General features: G+C 52.7%; 22 protein-coding genes. 15 read left to right on the forward strand and 7 right to left on the reverse strand.

Features of this window, described 5'->3' with window-relative positions:
* The first annotated feature begins 56 nt into the window (after positions 1 to 56).
* Positions 57 to 1,295, forward strand: a complete 1,239-nt coding sequence (locus tag BEG40_RS09755; protein ID WP_105285319.1) for an MFS transporter — start codon at positions 57 to 59, stop codon at positions 1,293 to 1,295.
* A gap of 3 nt (positions 1,296 to 1,298) precedes the next feature.
* Here the strand turns inward: BEG40_RS09755 and dcrB are convergent, their stop codons facing one another.
* Together dcrB and BEG40_RS09765 are read right to left on the reverse strand one after the other, a co-directional pair.
* On the reverse strand, positions 1,299 to 1,856 hold the full coding sequence (gene dcrB, locus BEG40_RS09760; protein ID WP_001245301.1) for a phage sensitivity protein DcrB: 558 nt from the start codon (positions 1,854 to 1,856) through the stop codon (positions 1,299 to 1,301).
* Positions 1,857 to 1,928: 72 nt separating this feature from the next.
* The gene (locus BEG40_RS09765; RefSeq protein WP_105285320.1) at positions 1,929 to 2,594 is read right to left on the reverse strand and encodes a 7-cyano-7-deazaguanine/7-aminomethyl-7-deazaguanine transporter; all 666 of its coding nucleotides are present in this window, start codon (positions 2,592 to 2,594) and stop codon (positions 1,929 to 1,931) included.
* A gap of 221 nt (positions 2,595 to 2,815) precedes the next feature.
* Between BEG40_RS09765 and tusA the strand changes: the two genes are divergently transcribed.
* Together tusA and BEG40_RS09775 are read left to right on the forward strand one after the other, a co-directional pair.
* On the forward strand, positions 2,816 to 3,061 hold the full coding sequence (gene tusA / locus BEG40_RS09770) for a sulfurtransferase TusA (RefSeq protein ID WP_000130621.1): 246 nt from the start codon (positions 2,816 to 2,818) through the stop codon (positions 3,059 to 3,061).
* Between the two features lie 186 nt (positions 3,062 to 3,247).
* Complete coding sequence (locus BEG40_RS09775; RefSeq protein ID WP_000385058.1) at positions 3,248 to 3,556, forward strand: hypothetical protein; 309 nt, start codon at positions 3,248 to 3,250, stop codon at positions 3,554 to 3,556.
* 32 nt (positions 3,557 to 3,588) lie between these two features.
* On the opposite strand, the gene zntA is transcribed toward BEG40_RS09775, so the two are convergent.
* Together zntA and BEG40_RS09785 are read right to left on the reverse strand one after the other, a co-directional pair.
* Positions 3,589 to 5,787, reverse strand: a complete 2,199-nt coding sequence (gene zntA, locus BEG40_RS09780) for a Zn(II)/Cd(II)/Pb(II) translocating P-type ATPase ZntA (RefSeq protein ID WP_105285321.1) — start codon at positions 5,785 to 5,787, stop codon at positions 3,589 to 3,591.
* A gap of 73 nt (positions 5,788 to 5,860) precedes the next feature.
* The gene (locus BEG40_RS09785; protein WP_105285322.1) at positions 5,861 to 6,487 is read right to left on the reverse strand and encodes a lysoplasmalogenase; all 627 of its coding nucleotides are present in this window, start codon (positions 6,485 to 6,487) and stop codon (positions 5,861 to 5,863) included.
* Between the two features lie 141 nt (positions 6,488 to 6,628).
* Between BEG40_RS09785 and BEG40_RS09790 the strand changes: the two genes are divergently transcribed.
* The gene (locus BEG40_RS09790; RefSeq protein WP_105285323.1) at positions 6,629 to 6,988 is read left to right on the forward strand and encodes a DUF2500 domain-containing protein; all 360 of its coding nucleotides are present in this window, start codon (positions 6,629 to 6,631) and stop codon (positions 6,986 to 6,988) included.
* 2 nt (positions 6,989 to 6,990) lie between these two features.
* Here the strand turns inward: BEG40_RS09790 and BEG40_RS09795 are convergent, their stop codons facing one another.
* Both BEG40_RS09795 and rsmD read right to left on the reverse strand, forming a co-directional pair.
* Positions 6,991 to 7,260, reverse strand: a complete 270-nt coding sequence (locus tag BEG40_RS09795; RefSeq protein WP_010353660.1) for a DUF1145 family protein — start codon at positions 7,258 to 7,260, stop codon at positions 6,991 to 6,993.
* Positions 7,250 to 7,846: a 16S rRNA (guanine(966)-N(2))-methyltransferase gene (rsmD, locus tag BEG40_RS09800; protein ID WP_105285324.1), complete on the reverse strand. Its 597-nt coding sequence runs from the start codon at positions 7,844 to 7,846 to the stop codon at positions 7,250 to 7,252. The genes BEG40_RS09795 and rsmD overlap by 11 nt, the downstream gene beginning before the upstream one ends.
* A 149-nt stretch (positions 7,847 to 7,995) precedes the next feature.
* Between rsmD and ftsY the strand changes: the two genes are divergently transcribed.
* The 7 genes from ftsY (at position 7,996) to ataT (ending at position 14,680) form a co-directional block, all read left to right on the forward strand.
* On the forward strand, positions 7,996 to 9,534 hold the full coding sequence (gene ftsY, locus BEG40_RS09805; protein WP_016231550.1) for a signal recognition particle-docking protein FtsY: 1,539 nt from the start codon (positions 7,996 to 7,998) through the stop codon (positions 9,532 to 9,534).
* A 2-nt stretch (positions 9,535 to 9,536) separates the two neighbouring features.
* Positions 9,537 to 10,205, forward strand: coding sequence for a cell division ATP-binding protein FtsE (gene ftsE / locus BEG40_RS09810; RefSeq protein WP_000617723.1), 669 nt, complete (start codon positions 9,537 to 9,539; stop codon positions 10,203 to 10,205).
* The gene (gene ftsX / locus BEG40_RS09815) at positions 10,198 to 11,256 is read left to right on the forward strand and encodes a permease-like cell division protein FtsX (RefSeq protein WP_001042003.1); all 1,059 of its coding nucleotides are present in this window, start codon (positions 10,198 to 10,200) and stop codon (positions 11,254 to 11,256) included. The genes ftsE and ftsX overlap by 8 nt, the downstream gene beginning before the upstream one ends.
* Before the next feature lie 244 nt (positions 11,257 to 11,500).
* The gene (gene rpoH, locus BEG40_RS09820) at positions 11,501 to 12,355 is read left to right on the forward strand and encodes an RNA polymerase sigma factor RpoH (RefSeq protein ID WP_000130220.1); all 855 of its coding nucleotides are present in this window, start codon (positions 11,501 to 11,503) and stop codon (positions 12,353 to 12,355) included.
* A 270-nt stretch (positions 12,356 to 12,625) separates the two neighbouring features.
* Positions 12,626 to 13,729: a branched chain amino acid ABC transporter substrate-binding protein LivJ gene (livJ, locus tag BEG40_RS09825; RefSeq protein WP_010350765.1), complete on the forward strand. Its 1,104-nt coding sequence runs from the start codon at positions 12,626 to 12,628 to the stop codon at positions 13,727 to 13,729.
* Positions 13,730 to 13,879: 150 nt separating this feature from the next.
* Positions 13,880 to 14,146 (forward strand): type II toxin-antitoxin system antitoxin AtaR, encoded by a 267-nt coding sequence (ataR, locus tag BEG40_RS09830; protein WP_001277103.1) that lies wholly within the window; start codon positions 13,880 to 13,882, stop codon positions 14,144 to 14,146.
* Between the two features lie 6 nt (positions 14,147 to 14,152).
* Positions 14,153 to 14,680: a type II toxin-antitoxin system toxin acetyltransferase AtaT gene (gene ataT, locus BEG40_RS09835; RefSeq protein WP_105285325.1), complete on the forward strand. Its 528-nt coding sequence runs from the start codon at positions 14,153 to 14,155 to the stop codon at positions 14,678 to 14,680.
* Here ataT and panM read toward each other — a convergent pair.
* Entirely contained in the window at positions 14,677 to 15,060 is a 384-nt protein-coding gene (panM, locus tag BEG40_RS09840) for an aspartate 1-decarboxylase autocleavage activator PanM (RefSeq protein ID WP_016159564.1), read from the reverse strand. The two genes, ataT and panM, sit on opposite strands and share 4 nt — an antisense overlap.
* 423 nt (positions 15,061 to 15,483) lie before the next feature.
* On the opposite strand from panM, the gene livK reads away from it, so the two are divergent.
* From livK to livG, 4 genes are read left to right on the forward strand one after another with little or no spacing between them, the layout of a single operon-like run.
* Positions 15,484 to 16,593, forward strand: coding sequence for a high-affinity branched-chain amino acid ABC transporter substrate-binding protein LivK (gene livK / locus BEG40_RS09845; protein ID WP_105285326.1), 1,110 nt, complete (start codon positions 15,484 to 15,486; stop codon positions 16,591 to 16,593).
* Positions 16,594 to 16,640: 47 nt separating this feature from the next.
* Positions 16,641 to 17,567, forward strand: coding sequence for a high-affinity branched-chain amino acid ABC transporter permease LivH (gene livH, locus BEG40_RS09850; RefSeq protein WP_001295111.1), 927 nt, complete (start codon positions 16,641 to 16,643; stop codon positions 17,565 to 17,567).
* On the forward strand, positions 17,564 to 18,841 hold the full coding sequence (livM, locus tag BEG40_RS09855; protein WP_000803775.1) for a branched chain amino acid ABC transporter permease LivM: 1,278 nt from the start codon (positions 17,564 to 17,566) through the stop codon (positions 18,839 to 18,841). The genes livH and livM overlap by 4 nt, the downstream gene beginning before the upstream one ends.
* A complete protein-coding gene (gene livG / locus BEG40_RS09860) occupies positions 18,838 to 19,605 on the forward strand; it encodes a high-affinity branched-chain amino acid ABC transporter ATP-binding protein LivG (RefSeq protein ID WP_001075510.1) in 768 nt (255 codons plus the stop codon). Before livM ends, livG begins: the two co-directional genes overlap by 4 nt.
* Position 19,606: the final 1 nt, after the last annotated feature.

Here is a 19,606-nt window from a genome sequence, read left to right on the forward strand (position 1 = left end):
CACGCCAGCAATATTCTGATTCTTACTGCTGATTTCCACGCCAGCCCGTGGTAAAAATGAAACACTGTTGTAAAAATGTGGTGATCCCCATGCCCGAACCCGCGCTAAATGGATTGCGCCTTAATCTGCGCATTGTCTCCATTGTCATGTTTAACTTCGCCAGCTACCTCACCATCGGGTTGCCGCTCGCCGTATTGCCGGGCTATGTCCATGATGTGATGGGATATAGTGCCTTCTGGGCGGGGCTGGTTATCAGCCTGCAATATTTCGCCACCTTGCTGAGTCGCCCACATGCCGGGCGTTATGCTGATTTGCTGGGGCCAAAAAAGATAGTCGTCTTCGGTTTGTGCGGCTGTTTTTTGAGCGGGCTGGGTTATCTGACCGCAGGATTAACCGCCAGTCTGCCCGTCATCAGCCTGTTATTACTGTGCCTGGGGCGCGTGATCCTCGGCATTGGGCAAAGTTTTGCCGGAACCGGATCGACACTGTGGGGCGTTGGTGTGGTTGGCTCACTGCATATCGGGCGGGTGATTTCGTGGAACGGCATTGTCACTTACGGGGCGATGGCGATGGGCGCGCCGTTGGGCGTGCTGTTTTATCACTGGGGCGGGTTGCAGACGCTGGCATTAATCATTATGGGGGTGGCGCTGGTGGCGATTCTGCTGGCGCTCCCGCGTCCGTCGGTGAAAGCCAGCAAAGGCAAGCCACTGCCGTTTCGCGCGGTGCTTGGGCGCGTCTGGCTGTACGGTATGGTGCTGGCACTGGCTTCCGCCGGGTTTGGCGTCATCGCCACCTTTATCACACTGTTTTATGATGCTAAGGGCTGGGACGGTGCGGCTTTCGCGCTGACGCTGTTTAGCTGTGCGTTTGTCGGTACGCGACTGTTATTCCCTAACGGCATTAATCGTATCGGCGGCTTAAACGTGGCGATGATCTGCTTTAGCGTTGAGATAATCGGCCTGCTATTGGTTGGCGTAGCCACCGTACCGTGGATGGCGAAAATCGGCGTCTTGCTGGCTGGCGCTGGGTTTTCGCTGGTGTTTCCGGCACTGGGCGTGGTGGCCGTAAAAGCAGTTCCGCAGCAGAATCAGGGGGCGGCGCTGGCAACATACACTGTGTTTATGGATTTATCGCTGGGCGTGACCGGACCACTGGCTGGGCTGGTGATGAGCTGGGCTGGAGTGCCGGTGATTTATCTGGCAGCGGCGGGGCTGGTAGCAATCGCGTTATTGCTGACGTGGCGATTAAAAAAACGGCCTCCGGTGGAAGTACCGGAGACCGTCTCATCATCTTAAAACTTACTGAATAACCAGCGTATTAATGATGTTTTCTGCGGTGGTTTGCGCTTTTTGCTGATCGTCAGCAGGCAGCGTGATTTGCATGGTCAGCAGTTGATTACCCACGTTACCCAGAATGACGGAAGAGTACGCCGTCTGGCCTTTCGCGGAGATAATGCTGTCTAACTGCTGCATTTTGTGACCTTTCAGCTCAATAGATTTGTTGGTCACCACTTGCAGTTGCGGATCGCGGCTACGTTGCTGATCTTCCAGACGTTTCGCCAGCACAGCCAGATCTTCTTTCGGGTCGTCGCCCATGATGACGATGACTGCTTTCTGCCCGGTGGCGTCGGACCAGACGTGCATGTTATTGGCCTGCGTTCCCAGCTTACCGCTCTGGTCGGTCATATCCGCTGGCAGCGAGAAACTTAACTTGCCATCAAGCAGGTTGACGGGATTCACGGTAGCGTTACTTTCTGCGACCGAACCCTGCGCCGTAGCGTTAGTGTCTTTATCATCACAGGCCGCAAGCCCCATAACCAGCAGGCCAATTCCGACATATTTAACCAGATTGCGCATTGACTTCTTCCTTTCGATAAACGGCCATAACGGCTCATTCGTCCATCTTATCACAACTCTGATAACGAACCTTTAACTCGCCTGCAAAGCGTTGATTTCGGATTTATCTGCCAGTCTTTTCAATAGCATATTGAGTAATACGCCATACATTGGCAGGAAGAAAACGATGCTGATTAACACTTTGAAACAGTAATCAACCAGCGCGATTTCCATCCAGTGCTCGGCCATAAAGGCATCCGGGCTGCGCCAGAATGCAATGAAGAAGAAGGCCAGCGTATCGCTGACGTTACCAAACAGTGTGGAAGCCGTCGGAGCCAGCCACCAGCGACGACTCTGACGCAAGCGGTTAAAGACGTGCACGTCGAGGATCTGCCCCAGCGCGTAGGCCATAAAGCTGGCGGTAGCGATACGGGCGACAAACAGGTTGAAGTGGGCGAGAGCGCCGAATCCCTGCCATGAACCCATATAAAACAGTGATGAGATGACGTAGGAGATCAGCAACGCGGGGATCATTACCGCAAAGATGATGCGACGAGCCAGCGGCGCGCCAAAAATACGCACGGTCAGGTCGGTAGCAAGAAAAATAAACGGAAAGCTAAACGCGCCCCAGGTGGTATGAAGACCAAAAATGGAGACTGGAAGCTGTACCAGATAGTTACTGGAGGTGATCACCAGCAGGTGAAATAACGATAACCAGAACAACGCTTTATAGCGTTGCGTTTGTGAGAAAGTGTTCATATTGTACCTTTTTGATTAGCCATTGGGGTGAGGGAACCCAATACGTACGACACGCTATTTTATAGTGAGATAGTAACGTGCTTACCCTTTTTTCGAGCCGCCGCATGATACTGCTTTATGTTGACAATGCAATGGTTAATTTTCACGCAATCGTTAACCTTGTTTGCTAACGGACGTACAGAGCGTAAACTAGCGCCGTTTTTTTATATGGTGAGAAGAAAATGACCGATCTCTTTTCCAGCCCTGACCACACTCTTGACGCTCTTGGCCTGCGCTGCCCGGAACCGGTGATGATGGTGCGCAAAACCGTGCGCAATATGCAGCCTGGCGAAACGTTGCTGATTATTGCTGATGATCCGGCAACGACCCGCGATATTCCTGGGTTTTGTACCTTTATGGAACACGAACTGGTCGCCAAAGAGACGGATGGGCTGCCTTATCGCTATTTGATTCGTAAAGGTGGTTGATGGGGCTTTTCAGCCTGATGCGACGCTGGCGCGTCTTATCAGGCCTACGTTGATACGGTCTGTAACCTTTTTTGCATCGAACGCGCTCAATGTAGTGATCGGCTTGTAGGCGGATAAGGCGTTCACGCCGCATCCGGCATGTGGGCACGTTAAGGGCAATGATTGCCAGCGTTATGGAATGCAAAAATGGATTATTTAATTCCAGTTTGTCTGGCATTGCTGGGATTACTCGCGATATTCACTCCCAATTGGCTGCTCCCTGTTTTTATCGTTGCGGTGGGATGGCTGGGGGTATTTGGCTGGGGTTGGCTCTGGCTAATGATTTTTTTACCTTTACTTAACGGTGTCGGGTTTGCTTATGCACTGTGGATGATGTTCAAAAGACCATCATTAGCATCCCGCCTGGTTGTTACATTCAGTGTTATCTCCATCATTCTGATGTTGGCGCTATATTACGCTTTCCTGACCATGCCACCGTTCCCGGCTCAGCACTAAGCCTGATAGCCAGAGGCTATTAGGCAACACCGTTACTTCCTGCGCAACAGCCTTAACGCATTTGCCGTCACCAGCACCGTCGCACCTGTATCTGCCAGCACCGCCAGCCACAGGCCGGTCATACCTAACAGCGTGGTGACGAGGAAGATCCCTTTCAACCCCAGCGCAATGGTGATGTTCTGGCGGATATTAGCGTGAGTCGCGCGTGCCAGCTCAATCATTTGTACCAGACCGCGCAGGTGGTTATGCGTTAACGCCGCGTCGGCGGTTTCCAGCGCCACGTCTGTGCCGCTGCCCATAGCAATCCCGATGGCGGCAGCTTTCATCGCTGGCGCGTCGTTAATGCCGTCGCCGACCATCGCCAGCGGCGCATGTTGATTCAACTCCGTCACCGCTTTGACTTTATCTTCCGGCAGTAATCCTGCTTTAAATTCCAGCCCCAGTTCACCGGCAATGGCTGCCGCTGCACGCGGATTATCGCCGGTGAGGATCACCCCTTTGACGCCCAGGGTGTTCAGTTCACTGATGGCAGTAGCGGCATCGGCGCGCAGGGTATCCTGCAACGCAATGACACCAAGCACTTCATCGTTACGCACTACCAGCACTACCGTTTGTCCGGCGCTTTCCAGTTCATTAATCAAACCAGTAAATGCATCGGCAGGGTGTTTCCCGGCAGCGCATATCAGCACCCGCTCTCCGTTGACCTGCGCTTCAATGCCAGAGCCGACCAGCGCCCGCTGTGACTCTGCGGCAGGTATGGCGAGTGCAGCAACCTGCGCTTCACGAACGATGGCTTGCGCCAGTGGATGCGTCGCGCCTTGCTCGACCGCCGCCGCCAGCGCCAGCAGTTCAGATTCGCTAATACCTGTTGCCGGATGAATCGCGGTAACGCGCGGTTTACCGACGGTCAGCGTTCCGGTTTTATCAAACGCCACCTGGGTAACGCGACCTAGCTGTTCCAGCGCCGCGCCGCCTTTAATTAACGCTCCACGACGCGCCGCCGCCGCCAGTCCGGAGGTAATCGCCGCAGGCGTGGAGATAACTAAAGCACACGGGCAACCAATCAGCAGCAGCGTCAGCCCTTTATAAATCCACTCCTGCCAGCTTGCGGCAAATAGCAGCGGTGGCACCAGCGTCACCAGCAGGGCGACGGCCATAATTGCCGGCGTGTAGATACGGCTGAAACGGTCAATAAAACGCTCAATCGGTGCGCGGCGCTCTTCGGCCTCTTCAATCAGTTTCAGAATACGATCAATGGCGCTGGCACCCGGTTCTGACAACACTTCCAGCGTAACCAGACGGTCAACGCTGGTGGCGCCTGCCGGGACTTTATCGCCCGTCGCGCGTTCCACAGGGATGGATTCGCCGGTCAGGGCGCTTTCATCAAAACTGGCAAACGGCGAGAGCAGTTTACCGTCAGCAGGCAAACGTCCACCCGCCGCAACTTCAATCACATCGCCAGGCCGCAGGCTGTTAATCGCCACCTCTTCCCGCTCACCGTTACGCAGGCGCGTGGCGGTTTCCGGTTTCAGCGCCATTAACGCGCTGACGCCCTGACGTGCGCGGCTGGCGGCCCATCCTTCCAGTCGTTCACCGATCAGAAACAGCAATAACACCATCGCAGCTTCCGCCGTTGCGCCAATAAACAGCGCGCCAATGGCGGCTACGCTCATTAACGTTTCAATGGCAAAATAACTGCCGGACTTGATCAGCCGTAATGCCTGGCGAGCAATCGGGTACAGACCAATCAGCGTGGTCGCGATAAACGCCAGTTGCCCGAACGGATGATTAAATTGCTCCAGCCCCCAACTGATTGCCATCATCACAATAAGCGTAATCATCGGCAGATTCTCTTTCAGGCGTGATGCTTGCGGTTCGTCGGCGGCCTGTTCATCGCGCAGGGAATAGCCTGCTTTTTGCACCGCCGATTCAATTTGCGCACGGATGTCATTGTCGGCATCCACCACCAGTTTTTCGGTAGCGAACAACACCTGTACCTGATTCACGCCTGCAAGCTGACGCACGGCATTTTCTACCTTGCGCGCACAGGCGGCGCAGTCCATGCCGCTGACTTTCCAGCTATACCGGGTGCCGGAGACGTTTTCAGAGAGTGTTGGCGTGCTGGAACATGCACCGTCGCAGCAACAGTCGTTGGCGTTCTGTGCCGTGGTTAGCGGTTTGAACGCGGCAAATTGAGGGGCTTTTTTGCCGTGATTGTCGGGAGTCGACATGGCATCCTCCGGTTAAGTTTTTTCTCATTAACCGAAGGATACACTCTGGAGTCGACTCCAGAGTCAAGTTTTATCAGAGATACAGCGAGCGGACGATGAGGAAGTGTCCTGCAAAGTAGCAAGCCGCAGCAATGGCGTTATCCGCACGGAAGCGTCGGCGATAGTGGCTACCCAGCCAGACAAAGTTACTGATAAACAGCAGTGCAGCGCCCATAAAGGCAGAGAGTGCCGGAGCAGTCGGGCGGAAGAACCACAGTTCACCTGCCAGCCACACCATCACCAGCGTCATACCGATAAAAGTACAGACAGGCCAACGGAACTCTTCGAGACGCGTCCAGATAATGGCCAGCAATAGCGCGCCCAGAACCAGCAGTACCAGCGGCAACGGCCAGAAAAAGGAGAGCGTCATCTGGCTGGCGAAATAGATGGTATACAGCAAGTGTGAGAGGAAAAACGCACCGATGGCGTACATCAGACGCTGGCGTGGTAACAGGGTTAACGCATCGCCCAGCAGTGAGGCACACAGCCCCGCCAGCACCAGATAGCTAATGGCATCGAACATTGGCGCTTGCCAGGCCAGCAACAGCAGTAGCAGAAGGGTTAACGGTTTAAATACCCAGCGTTGCCAGGTTGGCCCACGGTACGATGCATCCACAGATAGCCATGCGGAAAGACAGACAGCGATAAACGACCAAAGCATCTTAGTTCCTTGAATTCGTTATTTTTTCGTAAGCGGAATGCCTACGGTCTTGCTAATCAGTTTAGTGGCGACGGTGGACGGATGACAACACCATAACTGGCAGGGTATGCTTATTTCCGCATTTTCCGATGAGGGATAAAGATGAGCAAACCACCTCTTTTCTTTATTGTTATCATTGGCTTAATTATCGTCGCCGCATCGTTTCGTTTTATGCAACAACGGCGGGAAAAAGCTGATAATGATATGGCGCCGCTCCAGCAAAAGCTGGTAGTGGTGAGTAGCAAGCGGGAAAAACCGATTAACGATCGTCGTTCGCGCCAGCTGGAAGTGACTCCGGCGGGCACCAGTATGCGTTATGAGGCGAGTTTCAAACCGCAAAGCGGTGGACTGGAGCAGACATTCCGCCTCGACGCTCAACAGTACCATGCCCTGACGGTGGGTGATAAAGGTACGTTGAGCTATAAAGGAACGCGCTTTGTCAGCTTTGTTGGCGACAAATAAGCTTATTTTTTAACTTTAAATTTCTTCTGCCAGATCAGCAGTTCAAACACGCCGAAAAGGAAAATCCGCACCTTTTCGGCAGTGGTCATCTGCGGGCCATCTTTCGGCAAGGTCGATTTCAACAGCGCCAGCTGCATACCATGCATCAGCACGGTAAAAATCAGCGCCACGTTAACGAAAATATTCAGCGGGCGTGGGAAGGGTTGAAAAAGATTGAGGATCAAAAATCCCCAAACGCAGAGCATTAACAAACGTCCGATATTAATCAGCATCACTTTCTCCTTGTGTTTCACGCTGATACAGCCGATAAGCGACCTGACCAGCCACTTTTTCGCGATATAACGACCAGTTGGCAGGAACGGCGGGCAGGCCATTTTCTACTTCACTTTCAACATATACCCAGGCTTCATCAGCCAGCCAGCCGTTGTTTTCCAGTAAATTAATGGTTTCTTCTAACAAGCCACGGCGGAACGGTGGATCGACGAACACGATATTATGCGGTGTGCCTTTTTGCGCCAGGAATGACATCGCGTTGCTGTTCACGACTCGCGCATTGCCCGCTTTCAGCGTCGCCAGATTCTTGATTAACTGCTGAGATACCGCGCGATCCATCTCAACCAGCGTAGCTTCCGCAGCGTAGCGTGACAAGGCTTCCAGCCCCAGCGCACCGCTACCTGCGAAGCAATCCAGGCATTGCGCATCAACAATGACCGGCGCCAGCCAGTTAAACAGCGTTTCGCGCACGCGATCGGTGGTAGGGCGTAGACCTGGGCTATCAGGAACCGGGAGTTTACGGCCTCGCCACTGCCCGCCAATAATGCGGATTTGACCGCTGCCGGAATGATTCGGTTTTTTCATGGTAAATTGCTCAATCCGCCAGATAACACATACTTGCAGGCGGTGATGTGGATTAAGTTAAGTGGTAGACTATTTCATCATTTTTTTAGCTGCTATGTACATAGCGTTAACGCTGTGCCATGAAGCAACAGCGAGGAGTGTAGTCGCAGATGGCGAAAGAAAAAAAACGTGGCTTTTTTTCCTGGCTGGGCTTTGGTCAAAAAGAGCAGACCCCGGAAAAAGAGACAGAAACCCAAAACGAACAACCGGTTGTAGAAGAAACCGTCCAGGCGCAAGAGCCTGAGAAAGTTGCTGAACAACCCGTTGAAGAGCAGCCGCAGGCGCATACTGAAGCTGAGGCGGAAACTTTTGCTGCCGACGTTGTGGAAGTCACTGAACAGGTTGTTGAAAGTGAAAAAACGCAACCTGAAGCGGTTGTCGAGCCGGAAGTTATTGCAGAACCGGAACCGATAGTTGAAGAAACGCCAGCGTCGGTAGTTGAACCTGAAGTCACGCCAGAGCCAGTGGCTATCGAGCGTGAAGAGCTGCCGCTGCCGGAAGACGTTAAAGTCGAAGAAATTTCGCCAGAAGAGTGGCAGGCCGAAGCGGAAACCGTGGAGATTGTCGAAGCGGCGGAAGAACAAGCAGCGAAAGAAGAAATCACCGACGAAGAGCTGGAAGCACAGGCGCTGGCCGCTGAAGCGGCAGAAGAGGCGGTGATGGTCGTTCCTCCGGCAGAAGAAGATCAGCCGGTGGAAGAGGTAGCCCAGGAGCAGGAAAAACCAACCAAAGAAGGTTTCTTCGCGCGCCTGAAACGCAGCCTGCTGAAAACCAAAGAAAACCTCGGTTCCGGATTTATCAGCCTGTTCCGTGGTAAAAAAATCGACGATGATCTGTTTGAAGAGCTGGAAGAGCAATTGCTCATCGCCGATGTGGGCGTGGAAACCACGCGCAAAATCATCACCAATCTGACTGAAGGCGCGACCCGCAAACAGCTTCGCGATGCTGAGGCGCTCTACGGTCTGCTGAAAGAAGAGATGGGTGATATTCTGGCGAAGGTCGATGAACCGCTGAACGTCGAAGGCAAAACACCGTTCGTAATCCTGATGGTAGGCGTCAATGGCGTGGGTAAAACCACGACTATCGGTAAGCTGGCGCGTCAGTTTGAACAGCAAGGTAAATCGGTGATGCTGGCGGCAGGTGATACTTTCCGTGCGGCAGCAGTTGAGCAGCTTCAGGTCTGGGGGCAGCGCAACAATATTCCGGTGATTGCCCAGCATACCGGCGCGGACTCCGCCTCAGTTATTTTCGACGCCATTCAGGCCGCTAAGGCGCGTAATGTTGATGTCCTGATTGCCGATACCGCCGGACGCTTGCAGAACAAATCGCACCTGATGGAAGAGCTGAAGAAAATCGTCCGTGTGATGAAGAAACTCGACGTTGAAGCTCCGCATGAAGTTATGCTGACTATCGATGCCAGCACCGGGCAGAATGCGGTAAGCCAGGCCAAACTGTTCCATGAAGCAGTCGGCTTAACCGGCATCACATTAACGAAACTGGACGGCACGGCGAAAGGCGGAGTAATTTTCTCGGTGGCTGACCAGTTTGGTATTCCTATTCGCTATATTGGTGTCGGCGAGCGTATTGAGGATTTGCGTCCGTTTAAGGCGGACGACTTTATAGAGGCACTTTTTGCCCGAGAGGATTAACAATGATTCGCTTTGAACATGTCAGCAAGGCTTATCTCGGTGGGAGACAGGCGCTGCAGGGCGTTACGTTCCATATGCAGCCGGGTGAGATGGCGTTTCTGACCGGTCATTCCGGTGCAGGGAAAAGTACCCTCCTGAAGCTGATCTGTGGGATTGAGCGGCCCAGCGCCGGGAAAATCTGGTTTAGCGGCCATGACATCACGCGTCTGAAAAACCGTGAAGTTCCGTTTCTGCGCCGCCAGATTGGCATGATTTTCCAGGATCACCATCTACTGATGGATCGTACTGTCTACGATAATGTGGCGATCCCGTTGATTATCGCCGGTGCCAGCGGTGACGATATTCGTCGTCGTGTATCGGCGGCGCTGGATAAAGTCGGGCTACTGGACAAAGCGAAGAACTTTCCGATTCAGCTTTCTGGCGGTGAACAACAACGTGTTGGCATTGCCCGCGCGGTGGTTAACAAACCTGCGGTACTGCTGGCGGACGAACCGACCGGTAACCTTGACGACGCGCTGTCGGAAGGAATTTTACGTCTGTTTGAAGAGTTTAACCGCGTTGGGGTAACGGTATTGATGGCAACGCACGACATCAACCTGATTTCGCGGCGTTCCTATCGTATGCTCACCCTGAGCGATGGTCACTTGCATGGAGGCGTGGGCCATGAATAAGCGCGATGCAATCAATCATATCCGGCAGTTTGGCGGACGTCTGGATCGCTTCCGTAAATCGGTCGGCGGTTCTGGCGACGGTGGTCGTAATGCGCCGAAACGCGCGAAATCCTCGCCAAAACCGGTAAATCGCAAAACCAACGTTTTCAACGAACAGGTGCGTTATGCGTTCCACGGCGCTTTGCAGGATCTCAAAAGTAAACCGTTCGCCACGTTTTTAACGGTGATGGTCATCGCCATCTCCCTGACGCTGCCAAGCGTCTGCTATATGGTGTACAAAAACGTTAACCAGGCGGCGACGCAGTATTATCCCTCACCGCAAATCACCGTTTATCTGCAAAAAACGCTGGACGATGACGCCGCTGCGGGCGTGGTGGCACAGCTACAGGCCGAACAGGGCGTGGAGAAAGTGAACTATCTTTCTCGCGAAGACGCGTTGGGCGAGTTCCGTAACTGGTCTGGTTTTGGTGGTGCGCTGGATATGCTGGAAGAAAACCCGCTTCCGGCAGTGGCGGTGGTGATCCCGAAACTCGATTTCCAGGGTACGGAGTCTCTGAATACGCTGCGTGATCGTATCACGCAGATTAACGGCATTGACGAAGTGCGGATGGATGACAGCTGGTTTGCCCGTCTGGCGGCGTTGACCGGGCTGGTCGGGCGTGTTTCGGCGATGATCGGCGTGTTGATGGTGGCGGCAGTGTTCCTCGTCATCGGTAACAGTGTACGCCTGAGTATCTTTGCTCGCCGTGACTCCATTAACGTGCAGAAACTGATTGGTGCGACGGATGGTTTCATCCTGCGCCCGTTCCTGTACGGTGGCGCACTGCTGGGATTTTCTGGCGCATTGTTGTCATTAATTTTGTCAGAAATTCTGGTGCTGCGATTGTCATCGGCGGTTGCGGAAGTGGCACAGGTTTTCGGAACGAAGTTTGATATCAATGGTTTATCGTTCGATGAATGCCTGCTATTGCTGCTGGTATGCTCGATGATTGGCTGGGTGGCAGCGTGGCTTGCCACGGTACAACATTTACGCCACTTTACGCCTGAATAATAAAAGCGTGTTATACTCTTTCCCTGCAATGGGTTCCGTAGCAGGGAAAGAGACCCCGTTGTCTCTTCCCGGTATTTCATCTCTATGTCACATTTTGTGCGTAATTTATTCACAAGCCAGCATTGAACTTGTGGATAAAATCACGGTCTGATAAAACTGTGAATGATAATCTCGTTGCTCTTAAGCTCTGGCACAGTTGTTGCTACCACTGAAGCGCCAGAAGATATCGATTGAGAGGATTTGAATGACTGACAAAATGCAAAGTTTAGCTTTAGCCCCTGTTGGCAACCTGGATTCTTACATCCGGGCAGCTAACGCGTGGCCGATGTTGTCGGCTGACGAGGAGCGGGCGCTGGCTGAAAAGCTGCATTACCATGGCGATCTGGAAGCAGCTAAAACGCTGATCCTGTCTCACCTGCGGTTTGTTGTTCATATTGCTCGTAATTATGCGGGCTATGGCCTGCCACAGGCGGATTTGATTCAGGAAGGTAACATCGGCCTGATGAAAGCAGTGCGCCGTTTCAACCCGGAAGTGGGTGTGCGCCTGGTCTCCTTCGCCGTTCACTGGATCAAAGCAGAGATCCACGAATACGTTTTGCGTAACTGGCGTATCGTCAAAGTTGCGACCACCAAAGCGCAGCGCAAGCTGTTCTTTAACCTGCGTAAAACCAAGCAGCGTCTGGGCTGGTTTAACCAGGATGAAGTCGAAATGGTGGCTCGCGAACTGGGCGTAACCAGCAAAGACGTCCGTGAGATGGAATCGCGTATGGCGGCACAGGACATGACTTTTGACATGTCTTCCGACGACGATTCCGACAGCCAGCCGATGGCTCCGGTGCTCTATTTGCAGGATAAATCATCTAACTTTGCCGACGGCATTGAAGACGATAACTGGGAAGAGCAGGCGGCAAACCGACTGACCGATGCGATGCAGGGTCTGGACGAACGTAGCCAGGACATCATCCGCGCGCGCTGGCTGGACGAAGACAACAAATCTACGTTGCAGGAACTGGCCGACCGTTACGGTGTTTCCGCTGAACGTGTGCGTCAGCTTGAAAAGAATGCGATGAAAAAACTTCGCGCTGCTATTGAAGCGTAATTTCCGCTGTTAAACAGAGAACCCTGGATGAGAGTCCGGGGTTTTTGTTTTTTGAGCCTCTGCAATAATCAATTTTCCCTTCTGGCAAAAGCCAATCCACGCGCAGTTTGTTAATAAACTGTCAAAATATCTATTCCAATATCATAAAAATGGGGTATGTTTTAGCAGAGTATGCTGCTAAAGCACGGGTAGTCATGCATAAAACGAAATAAAGTGCTGAACAACAACATCACAACACACGTAATAACCAGAAGAATGGGGATTCTCAGGATGAATATAAAGGGTAAAGCGTTACTGGCAGGATGTATCGCGCTGGCATTCAGCAATATGGCTCTGGCAGAAGATATTAAAGTCGCGGTCGTGGGCGCAATGTCTGGCCCGGTGGCTCAGTACGGTGACCAGGAGTTTACTGGCGCAGAGCAGGCGGTTGCGGATATCAACGCCAAAGGCGGCGTTAAAGGCAACAAACTGCAAATCGTAAAATATGACGATGCCTGTGACCCGAAACAGGCCGTAGCCGTGGCGAACAAAGTGGTTAACGACGGCATTAAATATGTCATTGGTCACCTCTGTTCTTCATCAACGCAGCCAGCGTCTGACATTTATGAAGACGAAGGCATTTTAATGATCACCCCAGCGGCAACCGCGCCAGAGCTGACTGCCCGTGGCTATAACTTGATTATGCGCACCACCGGTCTGGACTCCGACCAGGGGCCGACGGCGGCAAAATATATTCTTGAGAAAGTGAAACCGCAGCGTATTGCTATCGTCCACGACAAACAACAGTACGGCGAAGGTCTGGCGCGTGCGGTGCAGGACGGCCTGAAGAAAGGCAATGCTAACGTGGTGTTCTTTGATGGCATCACCGCCGGGGAAAAAGATTTCTCTACCCTGGTGGCACGCCTGAAGAAAGAGAATATTGACTTCGTTTACTACGGCGGTTATCACCCGGAAATGGGGCAGATCCTGCGTCAGGCGCGCGCGGCGGGGCTGAAAACTCAGTTTATGGGGCCGGAAGGTGTGGCTAACGTTTCGCTGTCTAATATCGCGGGCGAGTCAGCGGAAGGACTGCTGGTGACCAAGCCGAAGAACTATGATCAGGTTCCGGCGAACAAACCGATTGTTGATGCGATCAAAGCGAAAAAACAGGATCCAAGCGGCGCATTCGTCTGGACCACCTACGCGGCGCTGCAATCTTTGCAGGCCGGGCTGAATCAGTCTGACGATCCGGCGGAGATCGCCAAATACCTGAAAGCGAACTCGGTTGATACGGTGATGGGACCGCTGACCTGGGATGAGAAAGGTGACCTGAAAGGCTTTGAGTTCGGCGTATTTGACTGGCACGCCAACGGCACGGCGACCGATGCGAAGTAACAGATAGATAAATGAAAATGCCCGATGAGCTGAACCGCCATCGGGTTTTTTTGTGTTTGTCGAAATGGTTGTAGAAAGATTAAACAATCCAGGATATGCTTAATGTACGGTAGAATTCCGTACATATTTATAAGTAGCAGGAGAGTTTACATGTCTGCTGTTAAAAAGCAGCGTATCGATCTGCGTTTAACTGACGATGACAAAAGTCTAATTGAGGAAGCGGCGGCGATATCTAATCAGTCCGTCAGCCAATTTATGTTGAATAGTGCCTCGCAGCGGGCTGCAGAAGTGATTGAACAGCATCGGCGAGTGATCCTTAATGAGGAGTCCTGGACGCGGGTGATGGATGCGCTGAGTAATCCGCCGTCACCAGGTGAAAAGCTAAAACGTGCGGCAAAACGTCTTCAGGGAATGTAATAATTTATGGATGAGCTGACGATAGAGATTCTGACTGATGATGCAGATTATGATCTACTGCGATTCGACTGCGGCGAGGAAGCCTTAAATCTCTTTCTGACAACACATCTGGTTCGTCAACATCGCAATAAAATTCTACGAGCGTACATCCTTCGCGGCAACACCCCAGAACGTCAAATACTGGGATATTACACATTATCCGGCAGTTGTTTTGAACGAGCTGCATTGCCCTCAAAATCGAAACAGAAAAAAATTCCCTACAAAAATATTCCCAGCGTCACTCTTGGGCGTCTGGCAATTGATCGTTCAATACAGGGGCAGGGATGGGGAGCAACACTGGTTGCTCATGCCATGAAAGTCGTTTGGTCAGCCTCTTTAGCGGTAGGTATTCACGGTCTTTTTGTCGAGGCGCTGAATGAAAAAGCCCATACGTTTTATCAGTCGCTGGGCTTTATCCCGTTGGTCGGAGAAAACGAAAATGCGTTATTTTTCCCAACCAAATCCATAGAACTGCTTTTTACACAGAGCGATTAACGCTTCTCCCAGCCGCCCTGTTGTGCCGTAAACCCCTGTGCCTGCATAAACGCTGTCATCACGCCGCGATCTTCCACGCCTGCATCCGCCATCCACCAGCATGAAACGCCAGGATTGTTACGCAGCACCTCTTCCAGCAGATATTGCCCTACGCCGCGCCGCCGGGTGACTTCCCGCACTCGCAGGGAATCCATCGCTCCCTCGGTGCCGCTTAAGGTTACTCGCACGGCAGCGAGCAGGCGCTCGTTAAAACGCGCGGCGTAAATACGGTGGGAATCGTCAACCTGTAAAGAGGAAGGAGAATACTCCGGCCAGATCTTTTGCAGGTCAATCCGATCCTGGTCGCTAAAGTTTTCTAATCGAATGATGGTCAGCTTCATGGGGAACCCGTACAAATCACAAAAGTGGAACCAGTGTAGCGAAATAATTTAATCGGAGGCTTTCTCTTTTTTATTTCTTTTGGCAGGTGATTAATTTTTTTTCAGCAATAATTACAAATTAAAAACATTATAGAATGAAAATTGTCCAGCATAATCCCCTGAATGGTAGTGAATTATTCCGCCCTTTGTACCGTTATTTTATGCTGACAACTGCGCTTTTTTCTGTTTATCTATCAATTAATTCAGAATATTATCTGTTCTTAATCGACTGAAAAATAGGGATTTTAATCGATATCATCACAAAAAACTGCGCTAAACCCTTAATCGGACAGGCAAAAACAGCGCAGTATAAAAAAGAACAGTCTGATTTGTTAACACATAAAAAACAAAGCAACACAACATTACGAGTGGGGATTTTTGACTATGAAACGGAATGCGAAAACTATCATCGCAGGGATGATTGCACTGGCAATTTCACACACTGCTTTAGCCGACGATATTAAAGTTGCCGTTGTCGGCGCGATGTCCGGCCCGATTGCCCAGTGGGGCGATATGGAATTTAACGGCGCGCGTCAGGCGATTAAAGACATTAATGCTAAAGGGGGAATTAAAGGCGATAAGCTGGTTGGCGTGGAATATGACGACGCCTGCGACCCAAAACAAGCCGTTGCGGTCGCCAACAAAATCGTTAACGACGGCATTAAATACGTTATTGGGCATCTGTGTTCCTCTTCTACCCAACCTGCGTCGGATATCTACGAAGACGAAGGTATCCTGATGATCTCGCCGGGAGCGACCAACCCGGAGCTGACTCAGCGCGGTTATCAACACATCATGCGTACTGCCGGGCTGGACTCTTCCCAGGGGCCTACGGCAGCAAAATACATTCTTGAGACGGTGAAGCCCCAGCGCATCGCCATCATTCATGACAAACAACAATATGGCGAAGGGCTGGCGCGTTCGGTGCAGGATGGGCTGAAAGCGGCTAACGCTAACGTCGTCTTTTTCGACGGCATTACCGCTGGTGAGAAAGATTTCTCCGCGCTGATCGCCCGCCTGAAAAAAGAAAACATCGACTTCGTTTACTACGGCGGTTACTACCCGGAAATGGGGCAGATGCTGCGCCAGGCGCGTTCCGTTGGCCTGAAAACTCAGTTTATGGGGCCGGAAGGTGTCGGTAATGCGTCGCTGTCGAATATTGCTGGCGATGCTGCCGAAGGTATGTTGGTCACTATGCCAAAACGCTATGACCAGGATCCGGCAAACAAAGGCATCGTTGATGCGCTGAAAGCAGACAAGAAAGATCCGTCCGGGCCTTATGTCTGGATCACTTACGCAGCGGTGCAATCTCTGGCGACTGCCCTTGAGCGTACCGGCAGCGATGAGCCGCTGGCGCTGGTGAAAGATTTAAAAGCTAACGGTGCAAACACCGTGATTGGGCCGCTGAACTGGGATGAAAAAGGCGATCTGAAGGGATTTGATTTTGGTGTCTTCCAGTGGCATGCCGACGGTTCATCCACGGCAGCCAAGTGAAAATCCCTCTGCCCGTGAAAAGCGGGCAGGTTTAGAAAGGTTACCTTATGTCTGAGCAGTTTTTGTATTTCTTGCAGCAGATGTTTAACGGCGTCACGCTGGGCAGTACTTACGCGCTGATTGCCATCGGCTACACCATGGTTTACGGCATTATCGGCATGATCAACTTCGCCCACGGCGAGGTTTACATGATTGGCAGCTACGTCTCATTTATGATCATCGCCGCGCTGATGATGATGGGCATTGATACCGGCTGGCTGCTGGTGGCGGCGGGATTCGTCGGCGCGATAGTCATTGCCAGCGCCTACGGCTGGAGTATCGAACGGGTGGCCTATCGCCCGGTGCGTAACTCTAAACGCCTGATTGCCCTCATCTCGGCAATCGGTATGTCTATCTTCCTACAAAACTACGTCAGCCTGACTGAAGGTTCGCGCGATGTGGCGCTGCCCAGCCTGTTTAACGGTCAGTGGGTGGTGGGTCATAGCGAAAACTTCTCTGCGTCTATTACCACCATGCAGGCGGTGATCTGGATTGTTACCTTCCTCGCCATGCTGGCGCTGACGATTTTCATTCGCTATTCCCGTATGGGGCGCGCCTGTCGTGCCTGTGCCGAAGACCTGAAAATGGCGAGCCTGCTTGGCATCAACACCGACCGGGTGATTGCGCTGACCTTTGTGATTGGCGCGGCGATGGCGGCGGTGGCGGGCGTTCTGCTCGGTCAGTTCTACGGTGTGATTAACCCCTACATCGGCTTTATGGCCGGGATGAAAGCCTTTACCGCAGCGGTGCTCGGTGGGATTGGCAGTATTCCGGGGGCGATGATTGGCGGGTTGATTCTGGGGATTGCGGAGGCACTCTCTTCGGCTTATCTGAGTACGGAATATAAAGATGTGGTCTCATTCGCCCTGCTGATTCTGGTTCTGCTGGTGATGCCGACCGGTATTCTGGGTCGTCCGGAGGTAGAGAAAGTATGAAACCGATGCATATTGCAATGGCGCTGCTCTCTGCTGCGATGTTCTTTGTTCTGGCGGGCGTCTTTATGGGCGTGCAACTGGAGCTGGATGGCACCAAACTGGTGGTCGACAGTGCTTCAGATATCCGTTGGCAGTGGGTATTTATTGGTACGGCGGTGGTCTTTTTCTTCCAGCTTGTGCGACCTGCTTTCCAAAAGGGGTTGAAAAGCGTTTCCGGGCCGAAGTTTATTTTGCCTGCGATTGATGGCTCCACGGTGAAGCAAAAGCTGTTCCTCGTGGCGCTGCTGGTACTGGCGGTGGCGTGGCCTTTTATGGTCTCACGCGGGACGGTGGATATCGCCACCCTGACCATGATCTACATAATCCTCGGTCTCGGGCTGAACGTGGTGGTGGGGCTTTCCGGTCTGCTGGTGCTGGGTTACGGCGGCTTTTACGCCATCGGTGCTTACACCTTTGCGCTGCTCAATCACTATTACGGTCTGGGCTTCTGGACCTGCCTGCCAATTGCCGGGTTAATGGCAGCGGCGGCGGGCTTCCTTCTCGGCTTCCCGGTGCTGCGTCTGCGTGGTGATTATCTGGCGATCGTTACCCTCGGTTTCGGCGAAATTGTGCGCATATTGCTGCTCAATAACACCGAAATTACCGGCGGTCCGAACGGTATCAGTCAGATCCCGAAACCCACTTTCTTCGGTCTTGAGTTCAGTCGTACCGCTCGTGAAGGCGGCTGGGATACCTTCAGCAATTTCTTTGGCCTGAAATACGATCCGTCCGATCGCGTCATCTTCCTCTACCTGGTGGCGTTGCTGCTGGTAGTGTTAAGCCTGTTTGTCATTAACCGCTTACTGCGGATGCCGCTGGGGCGTGCGTGGGAAGCGTTGCGTGAAGACGAGATCGCCTGCCGTTCGCTGGGCTTAAGCCCGCGCCGTATCAAGTTGACCGCCTTTACCATCAGCGCCGCGTTTGCGGGTTTTGCCGGAACGCTGTTTGCTGCGCGTCAGGGCTTTGTCAGCCCGGAATCCTTCACCTTTGCCGAATCAGCCTTTGTACTGGCGATAGTGGTGCTCGGTGGCATGGGGTCGCAGTTCGCGGTGATTCTGGCGGCAATTTTGCTGGTGGTGTCGCGCGAGTTGATGCGTGATTTCAACGAATACAGCATGTTAATGCTCGGTGGCTTGATGGTGCTGATGATGATCTGGCGTCCGCAGGGCTTGCTGCCCATGACGCGCCCGCAACTCAAGCTGAAAAACGGCGCAGCGAAAGGAGAGCAGGCATGAATCAGCCCTTATTATCTGTTAACGGCCTGATGATGCGCTTCGGCGGCCTGCTGGCGGTGAACAACGTCAATCTCGAGCTGTACCCGCAGGAGATCGTCTCGTTAATCGGCCCTAACGGAGCCGGAAAAACCACGGTCTTTAACTGCCTGACCGGATTCTACAAACCCACCGGCGGCACCATTTTACTGCGCGATCAGCATCTGGAAGGTTTGCCGGGTCAGCAAATTGCCCGCATGGGCGTGGTGCGCACCTTCCAGCATGTGCGTCTGTTCCGTGAAATGACGGTGATTGAAAACCTGCTGGTGGCGCAGCATCAGCAACTGAAAACCGGGCTGTTCTCCGGCCTGTTGAAAACGCCTTCTTTCCGTCGCGCCCAGAGTGAGGCGCTCGACCGAGCCGCAACCTGGCTGGAACGCATTGGTTTGCTGGAACACGCTAACCGTCAGGCGAGCAACCTGGCCTATGGCGACCAGCGTCGTCTGGAGATCGCCCGCTGCATGGTGACGCAGCCGGAGATTTTAATGCTCGATGAACCTGCGGCAGGTCTTAACCCGAAAGAGACCAAAGAGCTGGATGAGCTGATTGCCGAGCTTCGTAACCATCACAACACCACTATCTTGTTGATTGAACACGATATGAAGCTGGTGATGGGTATTTCAGACAGAATTTACGTGGTCAATCAGGGGACGCCACTGGCAAACGGCACGCCGGAACAGATCCGTAATAACCCGGACGTGATCCGTGCCTATTTAGGTGAGGCATAAG

Source organism: Escherichia sp. MOD1-EC5495 (assembly GCF_002965965.1).
In the GTDB taxonomy this organism is placed as follows: domain Bacteria; phylum Pseudomonadota; class Gammaproteobacteria; order Enterobacterales; family Enterobacteriaceae; genus Escherichia; species Escherichia ruysiae.

Bases quoted from the DNA above. Each gene is read 5' to 3' on its own strand.
- BEG40_RS09755 (WP_105285319.1), top strand. From the start codon at position 57: ATGAAACACTGTTGTAAAAATGTGGTGATCCCCATGCCCGAACCCGCG.
- dcrB (WP_001245301.1), bottom strand. From the start codon at position 1,856: ATGCGCAATCTGGTTAAATATGTCGGAATTGGCCTGCTGGTTATGGGG.
- BEG40_RS09765 (WP_105285320.1), bottom strand. From the start codon at position 2,594: ATGAACACTTTCTCACAAACGCAACGCTATAAAGCGTTGTTCTGGTTA.
- tusA (WP_000130621.1), top strand. From the start codon at position 2,816: ATGACCGATCTCTTTTCCAGCCCTGACCACACTCTTGACGCTCTTGGC.
- BEG40_RS09775 (WP_000385058.1), top strand. From the start codon at position 3,248: ATGGATTATTTAATTCCAGTTTGTCTGGCATTGCTGGGATTACTCGCG.
- zntA (WP_105285321.1), bottom strand. From the start codon at position 5,787: ATGTCGACTCCCGACAATCACGGCAAAAAAGCCCCTCAATTTGCCGCG.
- BEG40_RS09785 (WP_105285322.1), bottom strand. From the start codon at position 6,487: ATGCTTTGGTCGTTTATCGCTGTCTGTCTTTCCGCATGGCTATCTGTG.
- BEG40_RS09790 (WP_105285323.1), top strand. From the start codon at position 6,629: ATGAGCAAACCACCTCTTTTCTTTATTGTTATCATTGGCTTAATTATC.
- BEG40_RS09795 (WP_010353660.1), bottom strand. From the start codon at position 7,260: ATGCTGATTAATATCGGACGTTTGTTAATGCTCTGCGTTTGGGGATTT.
- rsmD (WP_105285324.1), bottom strand. From the start codon at position 7,846: ATGAAAAAACCGAATCATTCCGGCAGCGGTCAAATCCGCATTATTGGC.
- ftsY (WP_016231550.1), top strand. From the start codon at position 7,996: ATGGCGAAAGAAAAAAAACGTGGCTTTTTTTCCTGGCTGGGCTTTGGT.
- ftsE (WP_000617723.1), top strand. From the start codon at position 9,537: ATGATTCGCTTTGAACATGTCAGCAAGGCTTATCTCGGTGGGAGACAG.
- ftsX (WP_001042003.1), top strand. From the start codon at position 10,198: ATGAATAAGCGCGATGCAATCAATCATATCCGGCAGTTTGGCGGACGT.
- rpoH (WP_000130220.1), top strand. From the start codon at position 11,501: ATGACTGACAAAATGCAAAGTTTAGCTTTAGCCCCTGTTGGCAACCTG.
- livJ (WP_010350765.1), top strand. From the start codon at position 12,626: ATGAATATAAAGGGTAAAGCGTTACTGGCAGGATGTATCGCGCTGGCA.
- ataR (WP_001277103.1), top strand. From the start codon at position 13,880: ATGTCTGCTGTTAAAAAGCAGCGTATCGATCTGCGTTTAACTGACGAT.
- ataT (WP_105285325.1), top strand. From the start codon at position 14,153: ATGGATGAGCTGACGATAGAGATTCTGACTGATGATGCAGATTATGAT.
- panM (WP_016159564.1), bottom strand. From the start codon at position 15,060: ATGAAGCTGACCATCATTCGATTAGAAAACTTTAGCGACCAGGATCGG.
- livK (WP_105285326.1), top strand. From the start codon at position 15,484: ATGAAACGGAATGCGAAAACTATCATCGCAGGGATGATTGCACTGGCA.
- livH (WP_001295111.1), top strand. From the start codon at position 16,641: ATGTCTGAGCAGTTTTTGTATTTCTTGCAGCAGATGTTTAACGGCGTC.
- livM (WP_000803775.1), top strand. From the start codon at position 17,564: ATGAAACCGATGCATATTGCAATGGCGCTGCTCTCTGCTGCGATGTTC.
- livG (WP_001075510.1), top strand. From the start codon at position 18,838: ATGAATCAGCCCTTATTATCTGTTAACGGCCTGATGATGCGCTTCGGC.